Here is a 23,496-nt window from a genome sequence, read left to right on the forward strand (position 1 = left end):
TAAACTGTAAATTTGATGCATGACCGAAGAATTGGAAACTCCACCATCGCTCAATGAGCAATTTGAAAACCTCATCCACCTTGAGGATAAATTGCGCATCCGGGAATTTCTAAACAACCAGAATATCAGTGATGTTGCGGAACTGGTTGATGAATATGATGAGTTTGCCAGTCAGATCATTGGCAACATGAGTACACATCGTGCTGCCAGTGTATTTAAGATCCTTGATTTTTCTGTTCAGAAGGATGTGATCCAGGAACTTCCCCCTTTAAAATCTGCGGAGCTATTAAATGAACTCCCTGCCGATGACCGAACCGCTTTCCTGGAAGAGTTACCCAGCGAAGTAGTAAAAGAGTTGATCAAAACACTTGATCCGGAAGAACGCCGGATAACGCTCTCCCTCCTTGGATATCCGGAAGGAAGTGTAGGGAGGCTGATGACTCCTGATTACATTGCTGTGAATAGTGACTGGACAATGGCAGAGGTACTTGAGCATATCCGTGATGTGGGTCGTGATTCTGAAACAATTGATGTTATCTATGTTGTGAATGATAAAGGAGAATTTGTGGATGACATGCGGATCAGGGAAGTAATTCTGACTAATCCTGAAAAAGTTGTTAGTGAAGTGATCGACTACCGCTTCATTGCTCTGAATGTAAATGACGACCAGGAAGTTGCCAACCAGATATTCCGTATGAATAACAGGGTGGCCTTACCGGTTGTAGACGATCAAAATATTTTGTTGGGAATTGTGACCATTGATGATGTATTATGGGTAGCGAATGAAGAATTCAGTGAAGACATACAACGAATTGGAGGTACGGAAGCATTAGATGAACCTTATCTTGAAATGCCAATATTAAAACTCTTCAAGAAACGGGTTGTCTGGATGGTTGTACTCTTTATTGGTGAGATGCTCACAGCTACGGCAATGGGCTATTTTGAAGATGAAATTGCAAAGGCTGTGGTATTGGCCCTTTTTGTACCACTAATAATATCAAGTGGTGGGAATAGCGGCTCACAGGCTTCCACACTTATTATTCAGGCAATGGCTGTAGGCGAAATTACCATTAGTGACTGGTGGAGAGTTTTAAGACGGGAAATAATTTCCGGTATACTATTAGGATCAGTATTGGGAATAATAGGATTTTTCAGGGTAGTGTTATGGTCGCAATTTTTCCCTGATGTTTATGGATCGCATTATTTAATGCTCGGCGCTACTGTTGGTGTTTCGCTGATGGGTGTAATTCTATGGGGAACATTAAGTGGTTCGATGTTACCAATATTTCTTAAACGCGCGGGAGCCGATCCTGCGGTATCGTCAGCCCCATTTGTAGCAACATTGGTAGATGTAACGGGATTGATAATATATTTCTCCGTGGCATACTTCTTTCTCCGGGGACTTATGCTATAAGTCTGGAGTATATCATCGGAGCCCCTACAAGCTTACGCAATCGATTGCTTAAATTATTTTGCCTAAGTTTGCCAATTATTTAAGTACCCTTCTATTACAAAAGAAATATTGAATTTATGTGTGGAATTGTTGCATATATCGGACATCGCGAGGCTTATCCCGTCATTTTGAAAGGCTTGAAGAGATTGGAATACCGGGGTTATGACAGCGCGGGAGTAGCATTATTAAATGGTGGTCTTAAAGTATACAAGAAACAGGGCAAAGTAGCTGACCTGGAAGAAACCCTGGTTGGAAAGGATCTTCATTCTAATATTGGTATTGGCCATACGCGCTGGGCTACGCATGGTGAACCTTGTGACAGAAATGCGCATCCGCATTTGTCGGGTAATGGTAAGTTATCTATGATCCATAATGGGATCATAGAGAACTATGTGCAGATCAAAAAAGAACTTGTAAGTAAAGGATATGAATTTGTCAGTGATACTGATACGGAGGTATTGCTCAAATTCATAGAGGATATCCATCTGAATAATGAGGGCAGCCTGGAGGAGGCAGTTCGAATTGCCCTGAAAAGAGTAGTTGGTGCCTATGTGATCGTGTTACTTGATGCTGACAATCCGGATACATTAATAGCAGCGCGCAAAGGATCACCTCTTGTCATAGGAATTGGCAAAGGAGAACATTTCCTTGCATCTGATGCATCACCAATAATTGAATACACCAAAGAAGTTGTGTATGTAAACGATTACGAAGTTGCTATCATCAAAAAAGACGAACTCATACTCAAGAATCTGGGTAATGAAAAGATAACTCCATTTATCACCAAACTCGATCTTGAACTGGCAGCCATTGAGAAAGGAGGCTACGACCATTTCATGTTGAAGGAGATATTTGAGCAACCAAGTACCATATTTGATTGTTTGCGAGGACGCCTGGATGCCCATAATGGAACCATAACGATGAGTGGTATCCAACAATATGCAGACCAATTGGTGAATGCAAACCGGATAATTATCATTGCCTGTGGAACAAGCTGGCATGCCGGATTGGTAGCTGAATATATTTTTGAAGAGGTGACCCGCATTCCAGTTGAAGTAGAATATGCTTCAGAGTTTCGATACCGGAATCCAATTGTAAACAAAGGTGACGTAATCATAGCGATTTCGCAAAGTGGTGAAACAGCAGATACCCTGGTTGCAATTGAAAGTGCCAAGTCGAATGGAGCCATCATTCTTGGTGTAGTGAATGTGGTGGGATCATCAATTGCCCGCACATCGCATGGTGGCGCCTATACACATGCAGGCCCGGAAATTGGGGTAGCAAGTACTAAGGCCTTCACAGGGCAACTTGCGGTGTTAACCATGATGGCGCTGAAGATCGGTTTGATGAAAGGAACACTTAGTGAGAAACGATTCATTCATTTGCTGAATGAGCTAAATGATGTTCCCGAAAAGGTTTCCGCAGCATTATTGCAACATGAAAAGATCCGGGAGATCGCCCTTAAATACCAGGATGCTAAAGATGCATTGTATTTAGGCAGGGGTTATAACTTTCCCATCGCCCTGGAGGGTGCTCTAAAGCTAAAAGAGATCTCTTACATACATGCGGAAGGATATCCGGCCGCAGAAATGAAGCATGGTCCCATTGCACTTGTTGATGAAAACCTTCCTGTGGTTTTTGTAGCAACAAAGGATAGTTTCCATGAAAAAGTATTGAGTAATATGCAGGAGATCAAGGCGCGGAAGGGTAAGGTGATTGCCGTGGTAAGTGAAGGAGATGATGCCGCTGATGCTTTGGCCGATGACACAATTATTGTGCCTTATGCGGATGAACTAATCGCGCCAATGATCAATGTTATACCCATGCAATTACTTGCATATTATATTGGTGTCGCAAAAGGATTTGATGTAGACAAACCGCGGAACCTGGCTAAAAGCGTAACCGTGGAATAATGTCCATCTACCAAAAATCTTTTTATGAACATCATCAGAAAAAGCCCCATACAGACCCTAGGTTATGGCTTTATTGAGCCACAGTTCCAACCATCCGGAAAAGATGAATATTACCTTCGCAACAGGCAGAATAACAGCGGAATCAATTACCGCCACCTCAATGCCTACGAAATTGAAGTACTCGTAAGGAACCGCAACCAGAGTGACGACTGGAACAAAATACTTGTTTCTGATGCATTCAACCCCGAACTCGTTAAGAATTGTAAGTTTTTCGGCCTTGTAAGAATTGGTAAACTGGAACCTTATTGTCTTGAATTTAAAAATCTCCGCATGCCTGTTGGTTTGTACAATAGTACTATTACCAGCAGTGATTTTGGCGATAACGTTGTAGTTGATAATGTGAATTATTTATCTCATTACATCATTGGAAATGAGGTAATGCTTGTTAACATCAATGAGCTTGCCACAACAAGTCATGCAAAATTCGGGAATGGTATATTAAAGGATGGGGAAGATGAAAAAACAAGAATATGGCTGGAAGTATGTAATGAAAACGGGGGGCGAAGCATTTTGCCCTTTGATGGAATGCTACCCGGCGATGCCTATCTATGGAGCCGGCACAGGCAGGATGAAGTGCTGCAGAAACAATTTGTAGCTTTTACCTCTAAGCGATACGATTCACTCAGAGGATATTACGGGATGGTTGGTGACCGTACTGTCATAAAGAATAGCCGGATCATCAAAGACACCATGATAGGCACGGATGCATACATAAAGGGAGCAAATAAAATAAAAAATATCACGCTCAATTCTACCCCCGAGGCCCGCACCCAGGTTGGTGAGGGGTGTGAATTGGTGAATGGCATAATTGGGGTAGGATGCAGGATATTTTATGGGGTAAAAGCGGTACGTTTTGTAATGGCAAGCCATTCCCAGTTAAAATATGGTGCAAGGCTCATCAATTCATACCTGGGAAATAACGCCACCATATCTTGTTGCGAAGTTTTGAATTCTCTTATATTTCCCGCGCATGAACAGCACCATAATAACTCATTTTTATGTGCTGCCTTAATAATGGGACAAAGCAATATGGCTGCCGGGGCTACAATCGGATCCAATCACAATTCCAGGGCCGCTGATGGAGAACTTATAGCCGGTCGCGGTTTCTGGCCAGGCCTTTGTGTGAGTCTTAAGCACAATTCAAAGTTTGCTGCATTTACAATTATTGCGAAAGGGGACTTTCCCGCCGAACTCAATATTGAACTTCCATTCTCCCTTGTTAGTAATGATGTTTCAAACGACAGGCTATTGGTTATTCCGGGCTATTGGTTTCAATACAATTTATATGCACTTGCCCGGAACAGCTGGAAATATGTAGCCCGTGACCAGCGTACCGACAAAACGCAAGAAATTGAATATGATTTTCTGGCTCCTGATACCGCAAATGATATCTGGAAGGCATTAGGCATATTAGAATCTATTACCGGAATTGCCTGGTTCCGCAAAAATGGAAAATCCGGTTTGGAATCTTCCATGCGAAAAAAAGGGAAAGCACTCCTTACAGAAAGATCTGAGGAACTGGATGATCTTGAGATCATTCTTCCTAACGCAGAAAACAGCACCAGGCAGGTTATTGTAAAGAAAGCAGCAATGGCCTATCAGTGGTATAAAGCATTCCTTGATTTTTATGCAGCCAGAGAAATTATAGGTGCATTTAAAGCTAATCCATTAAGTACCTTCAACAGGATGGTTGCAAAACTTCCTGCAGCCGGGAAAATAAATGAATGGGAAAATATCGGGGGACAACTCATTCCAGTAGAAATCGTAAACCAATGCCTGCAGCAAATCAGGAAGGGAGCTATTGATAGTTGGGGAAGCCTTCATGATTTCTACAAAAAGGAAGGCGTTAATTATCCAGCGAAAAAACTGGCACATGCAATATCCTTGTACAAACAAATGCATGGTGTTGAATTAAATTCGAATCCAAATGAGGTAAGAGCATTACTACAACATAGCATACTATTCCGAAAGCAGGTCTCTGATCAGATTCATGCCACAAGAGCCAAAGATTATAAAAACCCCTTTCGCCAAATGGTATATGACAATAAAGAGGAGTTGGAGGCTGTAATTGGAAAACTGGAAGAAAATAGTTTTATACTTGAAGACAGACTTCATCTGAATTCATACAGGAAAACTGTAAACAATTTATTGAAGAAATAACTGATTTACAAGAAGGACAGTTTCGTTACTGATTACCCGAATTATATAAATACCTGCCGGTAGTTTCCGAGTTAGATGATGGTTATGGTTACCCCCAGGAAGCTTTACCCATTCCCTTAACACAGGCTGACCGCTTATATTGAATATTTCGAGCATTAATGATTGTTGACCCCGGCTATAAAATTGCAAACAATATAGCGCAGGATTATAAGATAAAGTAATCACCTGGTTGTTTGTATAACCTGTACCAAACTGCATAGCTTTTCCATAGCTTAACTGACCATTATTATCTATTGATTTTATCCTGCAGTAGCCACTCTCCCACTCTATCGGCAAATTCAGTTTATAATTATTCTGGTGCTTGTATGACGGTATAGTTCCTACGCTTTGGAAAAGATTACCATCATGAGACAATTCCACTTCAAACCATGAATTATCAGTGGATATTCCGGTCTCCCATTTGCAGATCCACTTTGAATTTATTTGTTCCATCCATTGCCTGTTTATTTTTATAGGCAAGGTGTTCATGCCAGGCAGAAAACTGGCAAGGGTCAGGAATTGAACAGTCTCATTATCAAAAACTTCACTTGTTACAGAACCAGATAAAAATGCCAGTCCAGATGTAGCAGTATTACCTAAACTAAACCAATCACCTCCATTTGAACCTGCCACGCGAAGGCTTTCGAGATCTGACACTCCACCGCTATATATTTCATCAAAAGAAAGTTCTACATAGGCTGTTGATCCGGAACCCCCACTGACTTCCCAGTATTCCACCTGTGAAATATGATCCAGGCCATCCCCCATTAGTGATGATATTGTGTAGGGGTCTGCACGGAAATACCGAACGAGAAAATCACCGTATCCTGTTTTTAGAATAATCCACCTTTGCTGGCCATTTGAACCTGTAGGAAAACGAAAATCCTGGCCTTCAATGCTTCTTTTAAGGATAGACCCATCAATGTATGATCCAAGGTTCAGGCTATCAGACCGAAAATACCCGGTACGTTCCAGGATCAGTTGCTCGGAAGCATCAATTTGGATTATGCCATTTATAAGATGAACTTCGAAAGGCAGTGCTGGTAAAGCATCTATAAAAATTGAATTGTTATTCATAAAAGCCAGTCGAATACTGTCTCTTATAGTACCACCAGCCTGTACATGCTGGGGTACCACACCATTCAATAATATAGTGCCGGTACTTCCCGATAGATTTGATTCATAAATGATAGCGTTTTGCTGGCGCCAATTTCCTTTAAGTGCAAGCACGCATGAACGGGTGCTGGTGGCCATATTAAAGCCGGCATGATCAAGCTGAAGATCTCCTGCAACGCTAATAGTATCTGAAAAATTTATGGCAAATGATACCCCTGATTCAATTTCCAGGTTGCCTCTTATTCTTAAGGGATTTGTTCCTGAAGAAGAATAGGAAGTGGTATCATTAGGTGCTGCAGCTGCTGATAATTGTAAGGTGCCATAGATTCTGTTGCTCAATGATATAGTTGAAGCGGCATCCGTATTCTCAAATCTGAAAATCCCCAGTTCGGTTCCGATATCCCTGCTAAGCTGCTGAACAATGTCTGCATGCCCTGTTCTGGTTCGGTGAACATATCTCCCACCATTATCAATTCTTAAAGAATCATTTATTCTGATTGAATATCCGCTGCTGCTGTTACTTGCATTTATAAAAATTCCACCTGAGCCAATTAGGAGAGTATACCCAGTACCGGTAGTTGAAAAAGCCCTTGGCTCGAGGCTTCCTGAGCTGCTGGTAAGCAAATTGGTTGGAGGCAACAAAACTGTGATGCTATTGCCCGCATCAGCAATTATCTGCAATGAGCGGATTGATACCTGTTGGTCAGAAAGCTGGATGTTATAAGAGCCGGGAATGAGACTGTTATCTAGCAACACATCATCTGTTATAGATGGAACCAAGCCAGACTCCCAATTGATAGGGTCGTCCCATCTACCGTTACCCGCCATCCCTGTCCACCTGATTTGTGCCACTGCTTCCACCGAAAGCAGTAATAGCAAAACCCAAACACTTCTTCTCATAACACACCATTTTGCTTTGGTGCAAATTAGCGGGTAATGGTAAAGCTGGCAAGAGCTGTAACCAGTTAGGGTTAAAAAACGGTATTTGGTCTACGGTGCCGACACGATGCTATTACGATGCCCTTACGGTGCCGTCAATTGTATTAGTATCCTTCGGAGCTTATTCGGCAATAGTGTAGCTTATGACTAGGTGGGAGCAATACACATATCTCTAATGCGCAGGGTAGGTACTACCTTACTCCGGGTCCCTATCTGGTCCCTATCTGGTCCCTATTTTTAGCTCTATTGGAGGGAAAAGTTGAGGCCGTTTACAGTTTTATAAAAAAACCGGAAACGGCCCCATTCAATACTATTCCGGAAGAATTATTTCTTCAGGCTATCAACTTTTGCATTGATAGTATCAACAGCAGCACTAACAGTTGAATCAATTGCAGCAGAAGCTGAATTTACAGTAGCAGCAGCAGAATCGAGAGTTGCATTGATTGCAGAAGAATCAGTGATAGTAACTTCAGTTGTTTCAGCACCATCATTACAGGCAGCGAAAGCAGCGGCGATAGCCAGAACAGCAAATACCTTTTTCATTTTCTTTGACGTTTATGTGTTTTATAAAACAGGCGCAAAATTACCTGTTTCCGCCACACTTACAAGTTTCAGGCCATATTTTTTATTTTTTCCTGAAAAATATCCTTACTGGCACACCGGTAAAATTGAAACTTTCCCGAAGCTTGTTTTCCAGGTAGTTACGATATGGAGCCTTAATGTCATCGGGGTAGTTACAGAAAAAAGCAAATGATGGAACCACCGTTGGAAGCTGGGTAGCGTACTTAATACTAACCGGGTTTCCTCTTACTACAGGAGCATGATAAGCTGCTACGGCTTTAAGCATAACATCATTTAACTGTGATGTCGGAACTTTCCGTTTACGGTTCTCCACTACATCGAGGGCAATTTCAATAGCTTTAAAAATCCTTGTTTTCTCTTTAGCTGAAATAAAAAGTACCGGCACATCTGTAAAGGGAGCGAGTCTTTCCTTGAGTTGCTTTTCATAATCACGGGCCGTGTTCGTTTCTTTTGCCACAAGGTCCCATTTGTTCACAAGTAAAACGATTCCTTTTCCTTTCCTTGCTGCCAGGCTGAAAATACTAAGGTCCTGTGCGGAAATTCCTTTTTCAGCATCCAGTACAAGCATGCATACATCTGCTTCATCAAGGGCTTTGATAGCGCGAATTACAGAATAGAATTCCAGGTCTTCATGTACCTTTTGCTTCTTTCGTATTCCAGCCGTGTCTATAAGAATAAACTCTTTCTGGAATAGATTATAATGGGTGTGAATAGTATCACGTGTTGTGCCGGCGATCTCACTAACAATGGTTCTTTCCTGGCCCACCAAAGCATTCAGGAGGCTGCTCTTGCCCACGTTAGGCTGTCCAATTATAGCAAATTTAGGAACACTATCCCCTTCGTTTTCCGCATAGCGATCTTCGGGGATCCTTTCGGTTATCGCATCCAGGATTTCACCAGATCCACTACCGCTTATAGCTGATATAAAGAAAATATCCTCAAAACCCATACTATAAAACTCGTTTGCTTCAAGCTGTCTTTGTGGATTATCAACTTTGTTTACTGCAAGGTATACAGGCTTGGTAGTTCTTCTTAAAACATCCGCCATTGATTCGTCGAGGTCGGTAATTCCTGTAGCAACATCTGTAACGAAGATCAGCGCATCAGCCTCATCAAGTGCAATAAGTACCTGTTTTTTTATCTCCCGCTCAAATACATCCTGGCTGCGAGGCACAAAACCACCGGTATCAATTACATTGAATGTCTTGCCATTCCATTCCGCAATACCATACTGACGATCGCGAGTTACCCCGCTCACATCATCCACGATGGCCTTTCTTTGTTCCAGTAAACGATTGAAAAAAGTACTTTTTCCAACGTTTGGTCTTCCCACAATTGCAACTGTATATCCAGCCATATCAATATTTTTTTGTTTGATGCAACATTTAATTTTTTTCCTTTATCTAATTGTATCCGTACTCCCTAAGGTATAGTTCATTATCCCTCCACTTGGGACGCACTTTTACAAATAGCTCGAGGAACACCTTTTGACCAAGAAATTTTTCAATTTCCTGCCTTGACCTGGTACCAAGATCTTTAATACCCTTTCCTTTTTCGCCTAATATGATCCCTTTCTGGGTATCACGCTGAACGATAATATCGGCCTGGATCTTAATAAGGGTAGATTTCTCTTTAAATTCCTGAACAAGCACAGCGGTATGGTAAGGAATCTCATCCTGATAAAGTTGGTAAATCTGTTCGCGAATTAATTCGCCAACAAAAAATCGGGTAGGCAGGTCCGTAAGATTTTCTTCATCAAAGAAAGGTTCGCCCTCGGGAAGAAAAGAAAGAATTTTCTGAAGCAACTTTTCAACCCCTGTTTTATGCAGGGCTGAAACGGTAACTATTTCTTTTACATAAGGTTTTCCGGAAAAAAATTGACGTGCTTCTTCCACCCTTGCCGGCGATAACCCTTCTATCTTGTTCAGCACCAGTAATGCCGGAACCCTTAATCTCAATGCCGAGAATATGGCGTCGCTTTCGGCCCAGTCGTCATATATGTCTACCATCAACAAAGCCAGATCCGCATCCTCCAATGCACTCTTCACAGCATGCATCATTTTCTGATGGAGTTTATATTTGGGCTCTATGATACCAGGGGTATCAGAAAAGATAACCTGGTAACCAGGCTCAGACAGTATTCCTTTAATACGGTGACGTGTTGTCTGCACTTTAGGGGAAACAATAGCGAGTTTTTCGCCCATGAAGGCATTGAGCAATGTGCTCTTTCCTGCATTTGGTTTACCGAAGATATTTACGAATCCTACTTTCATCTTTAGCTATTTCGGGCAATAGAATAACGCTAAAGAATACATGAGGAGGTAATCAGATTCGCTGCGTGGCTGCTATTGCCGCAAGGGAATAAAGGGTGCAAAGGTAGTCAAATGCAGGTTAAATGCCAAACGAATGAAATTTCCGGGAATATCTGGATATCCTCAGATAAGGGTTTATTCCGTTTCAATCCTGCAATTCAGCAATTCATAAGAAACAGAGAATAAAGTGGTAATATCAGAAAATGAATATAAGAGAAGAATTTCACTGCCATTGTTTCAAGAAAAGGAGTGATGTATAAATTACTCACCTTCGGCACGAAGGTTTCCAGGTAATGGAAGGGCAAAAGAATTTTATGGTAGTTCTTCCATTGGTTTGGGAAGGGGCATAAAAAAAGCAGCTGATTTAAAGCTGCTTTTTCTTTGTTGCGAAGGGAGGGATCGAACCTCCGACCTTCGGGTTATGAGCCCGACGAGCTACCGCTGCTCTACTTCGCGATTTGGATTGCAAATGTACAGCGCAATAGCTTTCCTGCCAAATAAAATTGAAATATATTTTTTTTAAATGTTAGTCCTTCTTAGTAATTTTTGCGTTTCCGCTCGATCTCATATTTCGGATAATGCCCGTCCCTTTAAAATCGACCTTGCTCACTCCATCTGCACTCACGGTGAGTTCTTTATTAACGGTGATCTCCATTTTTGAAGCACCACCTGCATCTACTTCGCAAAAATCAGTAATGAGTCCATAAGAATTGAACTTACTTGCTCCATCCAGTTTTACTGACAATGAGCCTGCCCTGCCTTTTAGTCTGCTATCACTTGCACCTTCAAGAACCATTTCTAATTCGCTAACATTCAGTTCACCGTAGATATCGCTTGCCCCGTCCATTTTAATGCTCATTTTCTCAACTTTAATTACTCCCATCAACTCTACGTCACAGGCTCCATCAGCATTTATCATTTCCAGTTGCCGAACTGAAACATATGCTTTTAGTTTCTGGTTTCCAGTCCATTTCCATCCATTCCCATTAAATCCTATTTTCAAAATACCATTTTCCACCTTGGTGATTATCCGATCTCGTTGATTTGCGCTTGAAGCACTTACGGCAACGGCATCTTCATCTCCCTGGGTAATATATACATCAAAATTGGTATCCGCTTTTATGCCTTTGAAGTTACTTACTGTACGAACCTGGGCATTAGGGTCATTTACGATGAATTTCTGTGCTTTCACCGCCAATGAGGCAAATGTTACAAGCAGCGAAAGAAATAATGTTTTCATGATAGTATTTTAGGCTTAATTAGCTTTTAGATTTTACACTTCCACCACTTGAAGTACTCACTTTCCTGATAATTCCGGTTCCTTTGTAGTTTACCAATCCACCACTGCTAGCCTCAGCACTGAGTTCTTTTGACACATTTACATGAATAAGTGCACCACTGCTGGCATCAGCTGAACAATTCAAGCTGGAAATATCATATCCTTTAAAAATGGCTCCACTACTGGCTTCAACACTGAGCTGGTCAACAGTGCCCTTTAATTCCGTTATTGCTCCGCTGCTATTATCGGAACTAATAGTTTTTGCCTTAAATTCTGCATTGATTATTGCTCCCGAACTGGCATCAAGTTCGAGCTTATCCACTGTAATGGCACTTCCCGTTTTGACCATTGAACCGGAGGAAGCGCTCAAACTTTCTAATTCGCGGAGAGAAACATAGGCCTTGAATTTTACATTCCTGCGCCATTTCCAGTCCAGCCCCTTATTATCTATCCCTATTTTAAGCACGCCATTTTCAACCACGGTAGTAATCCGATCGGTATATTCAGGATTACTGCTACTCACCGCAACTGCATCTTTATCACCCTGTTGCAATAATAATTCGATGCCTGCTGAAACCTTTACTCCTTTAAAACCACTCACATTTCTTGTGCGGGCATTACTATCCTTAACAGTGGTTGTTTGCGCCCACGCACCTGCTGCAGCCATAACCATGAAAGCCATCAATATTATCTTCTTCATAAAAAGGTATTTTGAGTGAGACGGACCACAATTCCAAAAAGTTACAGCTTATTTAAAAAAAATGACCTTAATTTCGCTTCGGTTACTATCGTAATCAACAGATTCCTCGGGGTGCTCCCGGCTACGTAATACTTGCCGGATGCTGAGATAATACCCGTAGAACCTGGACAGGGTAATGCCTGCGCAGGGAAGGTGGTTCAAATCTATTCATTCCTCCTTTTGCTTTCGCAGCATTTCTCACAAATCATTTTTTCAAACTAATAATTTCAAATGAAAAAATTGCTTTTGGGGATTTGCGCTTTATTGTCAGTTCTCCCCTTGCTGGCCCAACAACGCCAGCTTACAGTTATTGATGCACAGAGTAAACAACCTCTTACCGGGGTAACAATTGAATTACCGAACGGTAATACCGTGGTGACGGATGCTGAGGGTAATGCAATAATTCCCACAAATTCAACCTTTGCATTACTAAGTAGTATTGGTTACCGCAATACTAAAATCACCATTAGTAATGAAGTTGATACTGTTTTAATGGAAAGGCACAATCTATTCTTACAGCCTGTTGAGGTAAGGGCGGTGAGAGCCGGAGATAGAAGTCCGTTTGCCCACACTAACATTTCGGGAAGAGAACTTTCAAAGCAGAACCTGGGCCAGGACCTACCTTTCTTATTAAACCAGACCCCATCTGTGGTGGTAAGTTCAGATGCAGGAAATGGAGTGGGATATACGGGTATCAGGATCAGGGGGAGCGATGCCACACGCATCAATATGACTCTCAATGGAATTCCTTATAACGATGCCGAAAGCCAGGGGTTGTTCCTGGTGAACCTGCCAGATTTTGCTTCCTCAGTGAGCAGCATTCAAATTCAAAGGGGTGTGGGAACATCCAGTAACGGAGCAGGGGCATTTGGTGCCAGTATAAATATCAGCACCAATGAATTCAATGAACAAGCCTATGCTGAAATTAATAATAGTTATGGGTCGTTCAACACGTGGAAAAATACTGTTAAGGCGGGCAGTGGTCTATTAAGTGATCATTTCACTATTGACGCACGCCTTTCACGAATAACAAGTGATGGCTATATTGACAGGGCAAGCTCTAACCTTTCTTCCTTTTATGTTTCAGGAGCTTATCTTAACGATAAGTCGAGTATTCGTTTCAATATGTTTTCAGGTAAAGAAAAAACTTATCAAGCCTGGAATGGCCTTCCACAGGCAGAGGCCAAAACCAATCGTACCTTCAATAGTGCAGGCACTGAAAAGCCGGGAGAACCTTATGACAATGAAACCGACAACTACCAACAGGATCATTATCAACTTTTCTTTAATCATGCTTTTTCAGAAAAGTTATCTCTCAATCTCGCAACTTTTCTTACACGTGGGAGAGGATACTACGAACAATATAAAGCAGAAGAATCATACAACGATTATGGGTTAGAGAATCCGGTTGCAGGCGGAATAGAACTGGAAACAACAGATCTGGTACGTCAACTTTGGCTCGACAATCATTTTTATGGAGCAACTTATTCCTTACAGTACAAACATAAATTAACCCAACTTACTTTCGGCGGCGCTTATACAAAGTATGATGGCAACCATTTCGGCAAAGTGATTTGGGCAACTAACGCAATAAGTAAAGATCATAGGTGGTATGACAATGATGCCTTGAAAAAGGATTTTAATTTTTTTGGGAAATGGCAGCAAAAACTGGGAATGAATTGGCATAGCTTTCTGGATTTGCAATACCGCAATGTGAGTTATGATATAACCGGTTTTCGTAACAATCCGGGAATAACCACTTCCACTAAATATAGTTTCTTCAATCCGAAAGCCGGGATAAGTTATTCCAGAAATAATTGGAACGTTTTTGCTTCCTATTCTGTTGGCAACAAGGAACCAAACCGTGACGATTTTGAAGCGGGTGAAGAACAACAACCTCAAAGAGAACAACTACATGATTTTGAAGTTGGACTTGAACGTAAGAGTGGCAATCATTCATTTGGTGCTAATCTTTTTTATATGATATATAGGAATCAATTGGTGCTTACCGGAAAAATAAATGACGTTGGCGCATACACGAGATCAAATATTGACCAGAGCTATAGGGTTGGAATTGAACTACAGGGAGCCACAAGACCCACCAGCTGGCTGCATTTGATTGGTAATCTTACTTTAAGTGAAAACAAAGTGATTGGATTCACTGAATATATTGATGATTATGATGAGGGTATACAAAAGCTAAATTCTTATGATAAAACAGATATATCTTTTTCGCCAGGAGTCATAGGAACAGCAACTGCTTTAGTTACTCCGTTTAAAAATGCAGAATTAGCAATAATCGGGAAATATGTAGGCAAACAATTTCTTGATAATACTTCATCAGCAGATCGAAGTCTGGCGGCATTTTACACGCAGGATTTACGATTCCGTTATACTATAAAAGGAAAGATCGTGGATGAACTGGGCTTGGTGCTGCAAGTAAATAATGTGTTCAATAAACTATACGAACCAAACGGTTATACTTTCAGCTATATTTACGACAAAACCTTATTTACGGAAAACTACGTTTACCCAATGGCGGGAATAAACTGGATGGCGGGAGTAAATATTCGATTGTAACAATTACGAAGTAGAATTACCGGTATATCTCCTATATGTAAAAACCATCTTTGGCATCATTTAGGATTATAGTCAGATACTTTAATCCGTACCTGATGAAAAAAACCATCGCCCTGAACGTCGCCATTATTTTGATCTTTTACCTGGTCTTTTTATTTGCCGGCGGCAGGTAACAAAAAAAAGCGTGAGGATTCATATCTCTCACGCTTTTGTTTTATTATTTCTAAAACTAATTACTTTCCAGAAAACTTTTCCTGCCATTCAAGCATCCCTCCAGCAAGATTTTTTGTATTAATGAAACCCATTGTTTCCAGAAACAGGCAGGCCGTCATACTTCTTTTACCACTTCTGCAATGGATTATAAGTTCTTCGTTCTTCAGGTCTTCTAATTCATCAATTTGCATTGACTGGATCTTCCCCAAAGGGATAAGCTTTGCTCCAATATTGAACTCTGCATATTCTTCGGGTTCACGCACATCAATGATGTTCAGCTTCTCCCCTGCATCCATGCGCCTTTTTAGTTCCTCAACAGTAATAATGTCCATAATCAGAAATTTACGGGTTATGTTTAATAGTTGTTATCAACAGCAGGTGCTACCCTGGTTGTGGTATCACGCTGAGGTTTTTGCGTACTTAACCAGACATCAATCATTTGTCCAGGCCTGATCCTGTTCACCCTCCGGTCGGGAGTATTCCGTTCAGGGCTTTGCCGGTAAATAAATGCATTGGCAGTATCCTTAACATCATCATCCAGAACCCTTGCCCCAAAACTAATTCCACTAGCATTCAAAATTTCTTTTGCATCTGTGTATGTCATTCCAAAAAGGTCAGGAACCCCCATATCAATATTCGATAATCCGCTACCCAGAACAAGATTGATGGGAGTACCCATGGGTAAGCGGGTTCCTGGCTTGATCTCTTCTTTATCTTTTAATTGGGTAAGAACAGAGTTCTTGGCAAAATCAGGTTTGTAAGTAGTGTCACCCATTTTTAATCCAAACTGCTTTAAAACTATGGCTGCATTTCTCACACTCATCCCGACCAGATTGGGCATCACCACATCAGGTGGAACTGTTCTGTTAACCGTTAAATAGACAGTTCTGTTCTTTTTTACTTTGGCCTCGGGTTCAGGAAACTGTTTCACTACTGCCCTGGCATTTATGGTATCGCGGTATACAGAATCCTGAATCACCACTTCAAAGCCAATAGATTCTAATTGGTCTCTTGCTTCCTCAAAAGATTTACCTGTAACAGATGGAACATTTACCTCCTCTCCATGCCTGGTGAAAAAATCAAGTGAGTTAAAGAATAAGAGAATCAATCCTGCCACGATTAATATGGCTATCAGCAGATTCAGCCAAACAGATTTTTTTGAGAGTGATGCAAACACAGGCTACTTTTTAAAATAAGAAATGGATTTCAAAGAAAATGAAAATTATTTACCCGTCAAGGCTTCATCCAGGAGCGCTGAGTAAAAATCACGCAATGTCCAGCCCATAGCATTAACCTGTTGAGGAACGATGCTGGCTTCACTTTGTCCGGGAACAGTATTGATCTCCAGGAGGAAAGGTTGCCCGATTGCTTCATTATAAATGAAATCAATGCGTATTACACCGCTGCAATTAAAAACCTGGTAAACTTTTGCTGCTGTTTGACGTACTTTCCCGGCAATATCATCGCTTACAACTGCAGGAGTTATTTCTTCGCTTAATCCCTCATACTTCGCTTCAAAATCAAAAAATTCCTTTTTGGTAATTACCTCTGTGAAAGGCAGCGTAACTATATCCCCTTTATGCCGGAAAACACCAATTGTAAACTCCCTTCCTTCAATAAATTCCTCCACCAGTACCTGGTCGTCTTCGAGAAAAGCTTTCTCAAGTGCTTCAGGAAGATCTTCTGCCTTATTAACTTTACTCATACCAATACTGCTTCCACCATTGTTAGGTTTAACAAAAACCGGGAGGTTCAACTGGGCAGCAATTGAAACGGCGGAGGCATGGCGGTTGCTAAACAAGTGCAGTGACCTTGCCACGTGAATACCTGCAAAAGCTGCAACTGCAACAGTGTACCTCTTATTAAAAGTAAGGGCTGAACTTGCAGCATCACATGTTGTATAAGGCAGACCGATCATGTCAAAATAGCCTTGTAATTTCCCATCTTCTCCCGGAGTTCCGTGGATGCCAATAAATACTCCATCAAACACCACCTTTTGATTATGGAAATTTAAGCTGAAATCATTCCGATCAACCTGAATGTCTTCACCATTAGCGGCAGTATGCCACCATCCATCTCTGCGGATATCAATCTTGTAAACTTCAAATCTGTCCGTATCAATATTCTTTTCGATGGTAATAGCTGATTTGTAGGAGATCTCTGCCTCACCGGAATATCCACCGGTAAGGAAGGCGATGACTGGTCTCTCGCTCATTTAATAATCAATTGGTTTTTAACAAAAAGGTGAAGGATCTTATCCTTCACCCGTTACACGATGGGAAATATCACCCACCTATACGAAGTAGCTTTCGCTACAATTAAACTGTGTTCCTGTAAGATACATTTTCCCGGTGAAAATCGGAAATTTTAAAGATGCAACCTTTCTTTTTTAGCGAGCAGTTCATCTACTGTTTCCCGATACATTTCGTCCGGAACACAACAGTCTACCGGGCAAACAGCAGCACACTGGGGTTCCTCATGAAATCCCTGGCATTCTGTGCATTTATTGGGCACGATATAATAGGTGTCAACACTTATTGGGGTATTGCGCTGATCTGCGTCTAAAACGGTGCCATCCATTAAAGCAAAACTGCCTTTAACGGATGTTCCATCGCTGAGCGCCCATTCAACGCCACCCTCATAAATAGCATTATTCGGACATTCGGGTTCACAGGCACCACAGTTGATACATTCTTCTGTTATTTTGATAGCCATGAGTAGAAATTTTTAGTGGGTTGTATAAGTTAACTTTGCACGCAAATTAAGAGGTACATGTTGAATTTACAACACAGGATCGATTTATTGGTAGAATTGGGTAAATATATCAAGGCAGATGGGCCGGAATGGCAGGATATTAAACAAAAAGCATCCCTGAGCAATGCGTGGTTTACGAAAGAATTTGTTGACATATCGGCTACTAATATTGCAAATAATTTCCTCTGCCGGGCCAAACTTGACGAGGTTGCTTCTAAATACGAGCTTCCCAATCTTCAGAAATCCCCCAAAACAGTTGGGATCGTAATGGCAGGCAATATTCCTATGGTAGGTTTCCATGATTGGTTATGTGTTTTCATGAGTGGGCATAACGCCATGATCAAGTTAAGCTCAAAAGACAATATCCTTTTGGAACATCTTATAAAAAAACTATATGAGTGGGAGGATAAGGTAAAGCAGAATACAATCTTTGGTGAATTGCTTAAAGGATGTGATGCCTACCTGGCTACCGGAAGCGATAATACATCCAGGTACTTCGATTATTATTTTTCCAAATACCCGCATATAATTCGCCGTAATCGAACTTCAGCAGCAATTCTGGATGGCACTGAGACAAGTGAGGAACTCAATCTCCTTTCAGATGATATTAACATGTACTTTGGATTGGGCTGCCGAAATGTTACCAAACTTTACCTGCCACATAATTACGATTTCATCCCTCTCTTAGGTGCCATGAATAAATACCTGTATTTTTTTGAGCACAATAAATACAAGAATAATTACGATTACCAACTGGCCATTCAATTGCTGAATAATAAATACTATATGACCAATGGTTCTATATTACTGGTTGAAGCAAGTTCCTTATACTCCCCCATCAGCCAGCTACATTATGAGCATTATGAAAATAAAGAACAGGTTCTGGAAAACTTAAAGAGTAACCCTTCTGTCCAATGCCTGGTAGGACATGGGCATACCCCTTTTGGAACTGCTCAATGCCCTGGATGGGAAGATTATGCCGACGGTGTTAACACAATGGCATTTTTGGTAACTTTATGAGTGTCATCTACGAAGGTCTTAGTAAAACTATTGTTAAACTGGATTACGATGCAACTGAAACCTTGTCACCTTCGTTATTTTGTAGTGCGTCAGGCATATTGTTTGACCATCAAGTTAAAAAATTAAGGATCATCATATGAAATTGCAGCAAATTTTACCGGTTATCCTGATCAGTGCAGCCACTTCAATAGGGAGTATGTATGCTTACAATAAATATGTAAGCAAAGAAGCATATACCTATATCGGATCAGACAGCAATCGTGTTCCTGTCAATTATGCAGGTTTTTTTGACGGTATTAATGGTAGTCCCACAGACTTTAGTGATGCAGCAGCAAGCGCTATACCAGCAACAGTTCACATTAAAACAAAGAGTACTCGTACTGCCAGCAACAATCTTCCCAAACGTAGTCCCTTATTCGATCTTTTCGGATTCGACTGGGATGAAGGCATGGCGCCCCGTTCATTACCACAAATGGCTTCCGGGTCAGGCGCCATTATAAGTGATGATGGTTATATCGTAACAAATAACCATGTGGTAGACGGAGCTGATGATATTACTGTAACTATGAGTGATAAGAAATCCTACAAGGCCAAGTTGGTGGCATCTGATCCAAGTAGTGATCTTGCATTGATCAAGATAGACGCAAAGGGGCTGCCATTCCTGATGTATGGCAATTCGGATGAAGTAAGAGTTGGACAGTGGGTTTTGGCGATAGGATATCCCCTGAACCTGGAAACAACGGTTACTGCGGGTATCGTAAGTGCGAAAAGCCGGACCCTTGAAATTAACCGCAGGCAGAGCCGCACTCCTATTGAGTCTTTCATCCAAACAGATGCGGCAGTGAACCCAGGTAATAGTGGCGGACCGCTCATTAATACTGCCGGACAACTTATAGGAATTAATTCTGCTATTGCGTCTCCAACAGGATCTTATGCAGGCTATTCTTTTACCATTCCGGTTAATATGGTTAAGAAGATTGTAGCGGATCTTATGAAATTTGGAACAGTTCAGCGTGCTTATCTTGGTATTAACTATGCTCCTGATAATCTAAGCGAGGAAATAAAGACCAAGGAGGGGATTAAATCTGGCGAAGGAGTTTTTGTAATGGATGTTACAAAAGATGGTGCGGCGGCAGCATCAGGTATTAAAAAAGGTGATTTTATTACTCGCATTAATAATGTACCTGTAAGATCCGGAGCTGAGATGGTGGGTCAGATTGCTACCTATAGGCCTGGTGATAAGGTAAAGATCGGCTTCCGCAGAGATGGAAAAGAAATGATAAGCGATGTGATTTTGAGGAATAGTAGCGGAACAACTGATGTAGTTAAGACGAGCGTTTTAGATAAACTGGGCGCAGAAATGGCAACTATAGACGCAAAGCTTGCAAAAGAGATGGGAATCAAAGGTGGGGTGATCGTGAAATCGATAGATGAAAATGGCGCCTTTTCTAAAACCAGAATGGAAGAAGGTTTTGTGATCCTCAAGGTGAATGGAAAAGAAGTGAATACTGTAGATGACTTTCGTTTAGAAATGGAAAAGGCGGGAATCTCTGTAACGCTGGATGGAATGTATCCCGGATATGAGGGTGTTTTCAGATACCCAATGAAGTTAGATTAACAACAGAAAAACCAATATAAAAAGCTACCTGAATTCAGGTAGCTTTTTCATTTCGCTGAACCAAATCATTTGACAAAAACGAGGTATTGCCACCCCTTGAGGTTAATGGTTGGTTGGGTGGTAAAATCATGCAGATCTCCACTAAATGCATTTGTGAATTCACCCCTTACATCTTCCCTATTAAACGAAATATCAGATGCATCGGAAGCAGACAAATTAAGTATAACCAGCACTTCTCTGTTCCCTTTTTTTCTTATAAAGGAGAACAATCCTTCTTTGCTACCAGTATATATTCGTCGGGCAATAGCTTCTTTATCACCGGCTCTTAATGCTGGATTTGTTTTACGCAAATTCAGTAACACTTTATAAAATTCATGTAATTGGTAAGAGCCGTTCCACTCAATAGTATCCTTATCGAAAAATTTTAGTCTCTTTTTATTTGGCAACTCCTGTCCACTGTATATCATAGGAATTCCGTTCCAGGTAGCACTGAAAACAGCAAATGCCAGGGCTGCCTCTCCATATTTTTCATATTCAGTTCCGTTCCAGCTGTTCTCATCATGGTTTGTTGTGAAGTACATTCTCACTGCAGCTGGAATAAAATGTTGTTCATACTTATGAAGAAGGTGGTCCAACCCATTAACATCAGTATTACCCTTACAAAAGTCGGCCGTTTTATGCATCCATTCCCAGGTATAGGTTGCGTCAAATGCTTCATGATAATTAGCTTCTTCACATTCTGCAAGCCAGAACAACTTTCGCTCCCTGTCTAATTCCGTGCGGGCTTCTTTCCAGAAATCCAGCGGCACCAACATTGCCATATCACATCGAAAGCCATCAATACCAGTTTCCCTGACCCAAAACCGCATCGCTTCGATGAGTGCCAGGCGCATATCCCTGTTATTAAAATCAAGATCAATAACATCATCCCATCCGTTTGAGTCAAAAAAATGGCCGTGTTCATTGATCTTGAAAAAATCCGGATTGGTCTTCGTCCAGCTATGCCCCCAACCTGTATGGTTAGCTACCCAATCAATTATAACTTTTAATCCAAGTTCATGGGCTTTCGCCACCATTTTCCGGAAGTCGTCAAGAGAACCATATTCTGGATTTGTAGAGGTAAAATCGCAACAGGCATAATAACTTCCGAGGCTTCCCTTTCTTTGCTCGGTTGCGATTGGTGTTATGGGCATGAACCACAATACTTCAACACCCATCTCTTTCAATCTGGGCATTTCACGGCTAAAAGCTTCAAAGGTGCCTTCCTTTGTATATTGACGGAGATTGACCTCGTAAACATTTGTAGAGCGGACCCAATCCAGTGCTTCGAAAACAACATTACTCATTTTTATATAGGTTTTGAGAGTTGAGCGGGGTGAAAATAAGATAAAAAATCGCAAAGGCACTGCATGATCAAACCAACTAACTTTGCAATTGTTTAAGTGAAAAGATCATCAATCGAGAAGTAATGAAGCAATTTGATGTGCCTGTAAAATACCGTAGTCCTTTGATAACTGCCGTGAAGGAGAAAAGAAAGTTGGAAGACCGGTTAAAAAAAGATTTTACCCCAACAGAACTTGACCTGGGCAATTTAAAGGTTTTCCTTGCACGTCATTTCGGCTTTTGTTATGGAGTGGAAAACGCCATTGAGATTGCTTTCAGAACGGTAGATGAAAATCCCGGAAAGCGAATATTTCTGTTAAGTGAAATGATCCACAATCCACAGGTAAATGCAGATTTACAAAAGCACGGAGTTCAATTTCTTCAGGACACTTACGGCAAACAAATCATTCCGTTCGATGAGATAAATGCAAATGACATTGTTCTGATTCCGGCATTTGGCACCACACTGGCAATTGAAAAAATGCTTCGCGATAAGGGCATCCAAACTGAAAAATATAATACAACCTGTCCTTTCGTTGAAAAGGTTTGGAATCGAAGTGAGCAGATCGCCTCTAAAGGATATAGTATTATAATACATGGTAAACCCATGCATGAAGAAACCCGTGCGACATTTTCCCATGCTGCTGCCAATGCGCCCGCGGTTATATTAAATGACTTTCACGACGCTGAAATCCTGGGTGGATTCATTAAGGGGGAATTACCGCCTGATTCATTTTATGAGATTTTCAAGGGGCGCTATACTGAGGGCTTTGATGTTTCGAAAGATCTTGGCCGATTTGGTGTGGTTAATCAGACTACGCAACTTGCCAGCGATACCCAGGAAATTGCGGAATATTTAAAAATGCTGGTAATGGAACATTATCAACTAGATTCTTCCACCATTAATCAAAGATTTGCTGACACCCGTGATACCCTATGTTATGCAACCAATGACAATCAAACGGCAGTGTCAGGAATGCTTGAAACGTCTGCTGATCTTGCCATAGTTGTGGGAGGATACAATTCATCTAATACTACCCACCTGGTTGAGTTATGCGAAAAGAAATTACCCACCTACTTTATAAATAACCCGGATAAATTAATCTCCCCAAACGAGATCCAACATTTTGATTTTCATACTAAAAGGGAATTAGTTTCGACCAATTATTTACCAAGTCTCCGCCCGGTTAGGATATTAATTACAAGTGGAGCCTCGTGCCCCGATGCAATTGTAGAAGACGTAATTAGAAAATTAGCAGTTTTTACCGATTCCTTTGATGGAGTGGAAAGATATCTTCATACGATTACTCATTAGAAGCTGAAATTGGGTGTTTTC

General features: G+C 41.2%; 18 protein-coding genes, 1 tRNA gene and 1 riboswitch. Of the genes, 7 read left to right on the forward strand and 12 right to left on the reverse strand.

Going from position 1 to position 23,496, the window contains the following annotated elements; genetic code table 11:
* Nucleotides 1-19: 19 nt before the first annotated feature.
* The 3 genes from mgtE (at nt 20) to HY58_RS16775 (ending at nt 5,586) form a co-directional block, all read left to right on the forward strand.
* Complete coding sequence (gene mgtE / locus HY58_RS16765; RefSeq protein WP_039134724.1) at nt 20-1,414, forward strand: magnesium transporter; 1,395 nt, start codon at nt 20-22, stop codon at nt 1,412-1,414.
* Nucleotides 1,415-1,530: 116 nt separating this feature from the next.
* Nucleotides 1,531-3,366 carry a glutamine--fructose-6-phosphate transaminase (isomerizing) gene (gene glmS, locus HY58_RS16770; protein WP_039134726.1) on the forward strand — a complete coding sequence of 612 codons (1,836 nt, stop codon included), beginning with the start codon at nt 1,531-1,533 and terminating at the stop codon, nt 3,364-3,366.
* A gap of 24 nt (nt 3,367-3,390) precedes the next feature.
* Nucleotides 3,391-5,586 carry a DUF4954 family protein gene (locus HY58_RS16775; protein WP_039134729.1) on the forward strand — a complete coding sequence of 732 codons (2,196 nt, stop codon included), beginning with the start codon at nt 3,391-3,393 and terminating at the stop codon, nt 5,584-5,586.
* On the opposite strand, the gene HY58_RS16780 is transcribed toward HY58_RS16775, so the two are convergent.
* The 7 genes from HY58_RS16780 to HY58_RS16815 all read right to left on the reverse strand — a co-directional run bounded on the left by HY58_RS16780 (nt 5,572) and on the right by HY58_RS16815 (nt 12,553).
* Nucleotides 5,572-7,641, reverse strand: coding sequence for a T9SS type A sorting domain-containing protein (locus HY58_RS16780; RefSeq protein ID WP_039134732.1), 2,070 nt, complete (start codon nt 7,639-7,641; stop codon nt 5,572-5,574). The genes HY58_RS16775 and HY58_RS16780 overlap by 15 nt on opposite strands.
* Nucleotides 7,642-8,004: 363 nt before the next feature.
* Nucleotides 8,005-8,223, reverse strand: a complete 219-nt coding sequence (locus tag HY58_RS16785) for a hypothetical protein (RefSeq protein ID WP_039134735.1) — start codon at nt 8,221-8,223, stop codon at nt 8,005-8,007.
* 82 nt (nt 8,224-8,305) lie between these two features.
* On the reverse strand, nt 8,306-9,619 hold the full coding sequence (gene der, locus HY58_RS16790; protein WP_039134737.1) for a ribosome biogenesis GTPase Der: 1,314 nt from the start codon (nt 9,617-9,619) through the stop codon (nt 8,306-8,308).
* Between the two features lie 46 nt (nt 9,620-9,665).
* On the reverse strand, nt 9,666-10,535 hold the full coding sequence (gene era, locus HY58_RS16795) for a GTPase Era (protein ID WP_039134740.1): 870 nt from the start codon (nt 10,533-10,535) through the stop codon (nt 9,666-9,668).
* Nucleotides 10,536-10,958: 423 nt separating this feature from the next.
* Nucleotides 10,959-11,030, reverse strand: a tRNA-Met gene (locus HY58_RS16805).
* Between the two features lie 70 nt (nt 11,031-11,100).
* Nucleotides 11,101-11,814 (reverse strand): head GIN domain-containing protein, encoded by a 714-nt coding sequence (locus HY58_RS16810; protein WP_039134744.1) that lies wholly within the window; start codon nt 11,812-11,814, stop codon nt 11,101-11,103.
* Nucleotides 11,815-11,833: 19 nt separating this feature from the next.
* A complete protein-coding gene (locus HY58_RS16815; protein ID WP_052324239.1) occupies nt 11,834-12,553 on the reverse strand; it encodes a head GIN domain-containing protein in 720 nt (239 codons plus the stop codon).
* A gap of 97 nt (nt 12,554-12,650) precedes the next feature.
* Nucleotides 12,651-12,760, forward strand: a riboswitch (TPP riboswitch).
* A 63-nt stretch (nt 12,761-12,823) separates the two neighbouring features.
* On the opposite strand from HY58_RS16815, the gene HY58_RS16820 reads away from it, so the two are divergent.
* On the forward strand, nt 12,824-15,172 hold the full coding sequence (locus tag HY58_RS16820) for a TonB-dependent receptor plug domain-containing protein (protein ID WP_039134747.1): 2,349 nt from the start codon (nt 12,824-12,826) through the stop codon (nt 15,170-15,172).
* A gap of 233 nt (nt 15,173-15,405) precedes the next feature.
* On the opposite strand, the gene HY58_RS16825 is transcribed toward HY58_RS16820, so the two are convergent.
* The 4 genes from HY58_RS16825 to HY58_RS16840 form a co-directional block, all read right to left on the reverse strand.
* Nucleotides 15,406-15,717: a rhodanese-like domain-containing protein gene (locus HY58_RS16825; protein WP_039134750.1), complete on the reverse strand. Its 312-nt coding sequence runs from the start codon at nt 15,715-15,717 to the stop codon at nt 15,406-15,408.
* A 23-nt stretch (nt 15,718-15,740) separates the two neighbouring features.
* Entirely contained in the window at nt 15,741-16,562 is an 822-nt protein-coding gene (locus tag HY58_RS16830; protein WP_039134753.1) for a PASTA domain-containing protein, read from the reverse strand.
* Between the two features lie 45 nt (nt 16,563-16,607).
* Nucleotides 16,608-17,600, reverse strand: coding sequence for a D-alanine--D-alanine ligase (locus HY58_RS16835; protein ID WP_039134756.1), 993 nt, complete (start codon nt 17,598-17,600; stop codon nt 16,608-16,610).
* 152 nt (nt 17,601-17,752) lie between these two features.
* On the reverse strand, nt 17,753-18,100 hold the full coding sequence (locus tag HY58_RS16840; protein ID WP_039134759.1) for a 4Fe-4S dicluster domain-containing protein: 348 nt from the start codon (nt 18,098-18,100) through the stop codon (nt 17,753-17,755).
* Nucleotides 18,101-18,157: 57 nt separating this feature from the next.
* Here HY58_RS16840 and HY58_RS16845 point away from each other — a divergent pair, with 57 nt between their 5' ends.
* Nucleotides 18,158-19,159, forward strand: coding sequence for an acyl-CoA reductase (locus HY58_RS16845; RefSeq protein WP_253271602.1), 1,002 nt, complete (start codon nt 18,158-18,160; stop codon nt 19,157-19,159).
* A 136-nt stretch (nt 19,160-19,295) separates the two neighbouring features.
* Nucleotides 19,296-20,777 (forward strand): trypsin-like peptidase domain-containing protein, encoded by a 1,482-nt coding sequence (locus tag HY58_RS16850; RefSeq protein WP_039134760.1) that lies wholly within the window; start codon nt 19,296-19,298, stop codon nt 20,775-20,777.
* Between the two features lie 65 nt (nt 20,778-20,842).
* On the opposite strand, the gene HY58_RS16855 is transcribed toward HY58_RS16850, so the two are convergent.
* The gene (locus tag HY58_RS16855; RefSeq protein ID WP_039134761.1) at nt 20,843-22,123 is read right to left on the reverse strand and encodes an alpha-amylase family glycosyl hydrolase; all 1,281 of its coding nucleotides are present in this window, start codon (nt 22,121-22,123) and stop codon (nt 20,843-20,845) included.
* Nucleotides 22,124-22,245: 122 nt separating this feature from the next.
* Between HY58_RS16855 and HY58_RS16860 the strand changes: the two genes are divergently transcribed.
* Nucleotides 22,246-23,475: a 4-hydroxy-3-methylbut-2-enyl diphosphate reductase gene (locus tag HY58_RS16860; RefSeq protein WP_039134762.1), complete on the forward strand. Its 1,230-nt coding sequence runs from the start codon at nt 22,246-22,248 to the stop codon at nt 23,473-23,475.
* Nucleotides 23,476-23,496 lie beyond the last annotated feature (21 nt).

Origin of the sequence: Flavihumibacter sp. ZG627, assembly GCF_000814325.1 — a bacterium.
GTDB lineage: Bacteria > Bacteroidota > Bacteroidia > Chitinophagales > Chitinophagaceae > Flavihumibacter.

Coding starts and splice junctions, on each gene's coding strand:
- mgtE (WP_039134724.1), top strand. CDS start 20: ATGACCGAAGAATTGGAAACTCCACCATCGCTCAATGAGCAATTTGAA.
- glmS (WP_039134726.1), top strand. CDS start 1,531: ATGTGTGGAATTGTTGCATATATCGGACATCGCGAGGCTTATCCCGTC.
- HY58_RS16775 (WP_039134729.1), top strand. CDS start 3,391: ATGAACATCATCAGAAAAAGCCCCATACAGACCCTAGGTTATGGCTTT.
- HY58_RS16780 (WP_039134732.1), bottom strand. CDS start 7,641: ATGAGAAGAAGTGTTTGGGTTTTGCTATTACTGCTTTCGGTGGAAGCA.
- HY58_RS16785 (WP_039134735.1), bottom strand. CDS start 8,223: ATGAAAAAGGTATTTGCTGTTCTGGCTATCGCCGCTGCTTTCGCTGCC.
- der (WP_039134737.1), bottom strand. CDS start 9,619: ATGGCTGGATATACAGTTGCAATTGTGGGAAGACCAAACGTTGGAAAA.
- era (WP_039134740.1), bottom strand. CDS start 10,535: ATGAAAGTAGGATTCGTAAATATCTTCGGTAAACCAAATGCAGGAAAG.
- HY58_RS16810 (WP_039134744.1), bottom strand. CDS start 11,814: ATGAAAACATTATTTCTTTCGCTGCTTGTAACATTTGCCTCATTGGCG.
- HY58_RS16815 (WP_052324239.1), bottom strand. CDS start 12,553: ATGAAGAAGATAATATTGATGGCTTTCATGGTTATGGCTGCAGCAGGT.
- HY58_RS16820 (WP_039134747.1), top strand. CDS start 12,824: ATGAAAAAATTGCTTTTGGGGATTTGCGCTTTATTGTCAGTTCTCCCC.
- HY58_RS16825 (WP_039134750.1), bottom strand. CDS start 15,717: ATGGACATTATTACTGTTGAGGAACTAAAAAGGCGCATGGATGCAGGG.
- HY58_RS16835 (WP_039134756.1), bottom strand. CDS start 17,600: ATGAGCGAGAGACCAGTCATCGCCTTCCTTACCGGTGGATATTCCGGT.
- HY58_RS16840 (WP_039134759.1), bottom strand. CDS start 18,100: ATGGCTATCAAAATAACAGAAGAATGTATCAACTGTGGTGCCTGTGAA.
- HY58_RS16845 (WP_253271602.1), top strand. CDS start 18,158: ATGTTGAATTTACAACACAGGATCGATTTATTGGTAGAATTGGGTAAA.
- HY58_RS16850 (WP_039134760.1), top strand. CDS start 19,296: ATGAAATTGCAGCAAATTTTACCGGTTATCCTGATCAGTGCAGCCACT.
- HY58_RS16855 (WP_039134761.1), bottom strand. CDS start 22,123: ATGAGTAATGTTGTTTTCGAAGCACTGGATTGGGTCCGCTCTACAAAT.
- HY58_RS16860 (WP_039134762.1), top strand. CDS start 22,246: ATGAAGCAATTTGATGTGCCTGTAAAATACCGTAGTCCTTTGATAACT.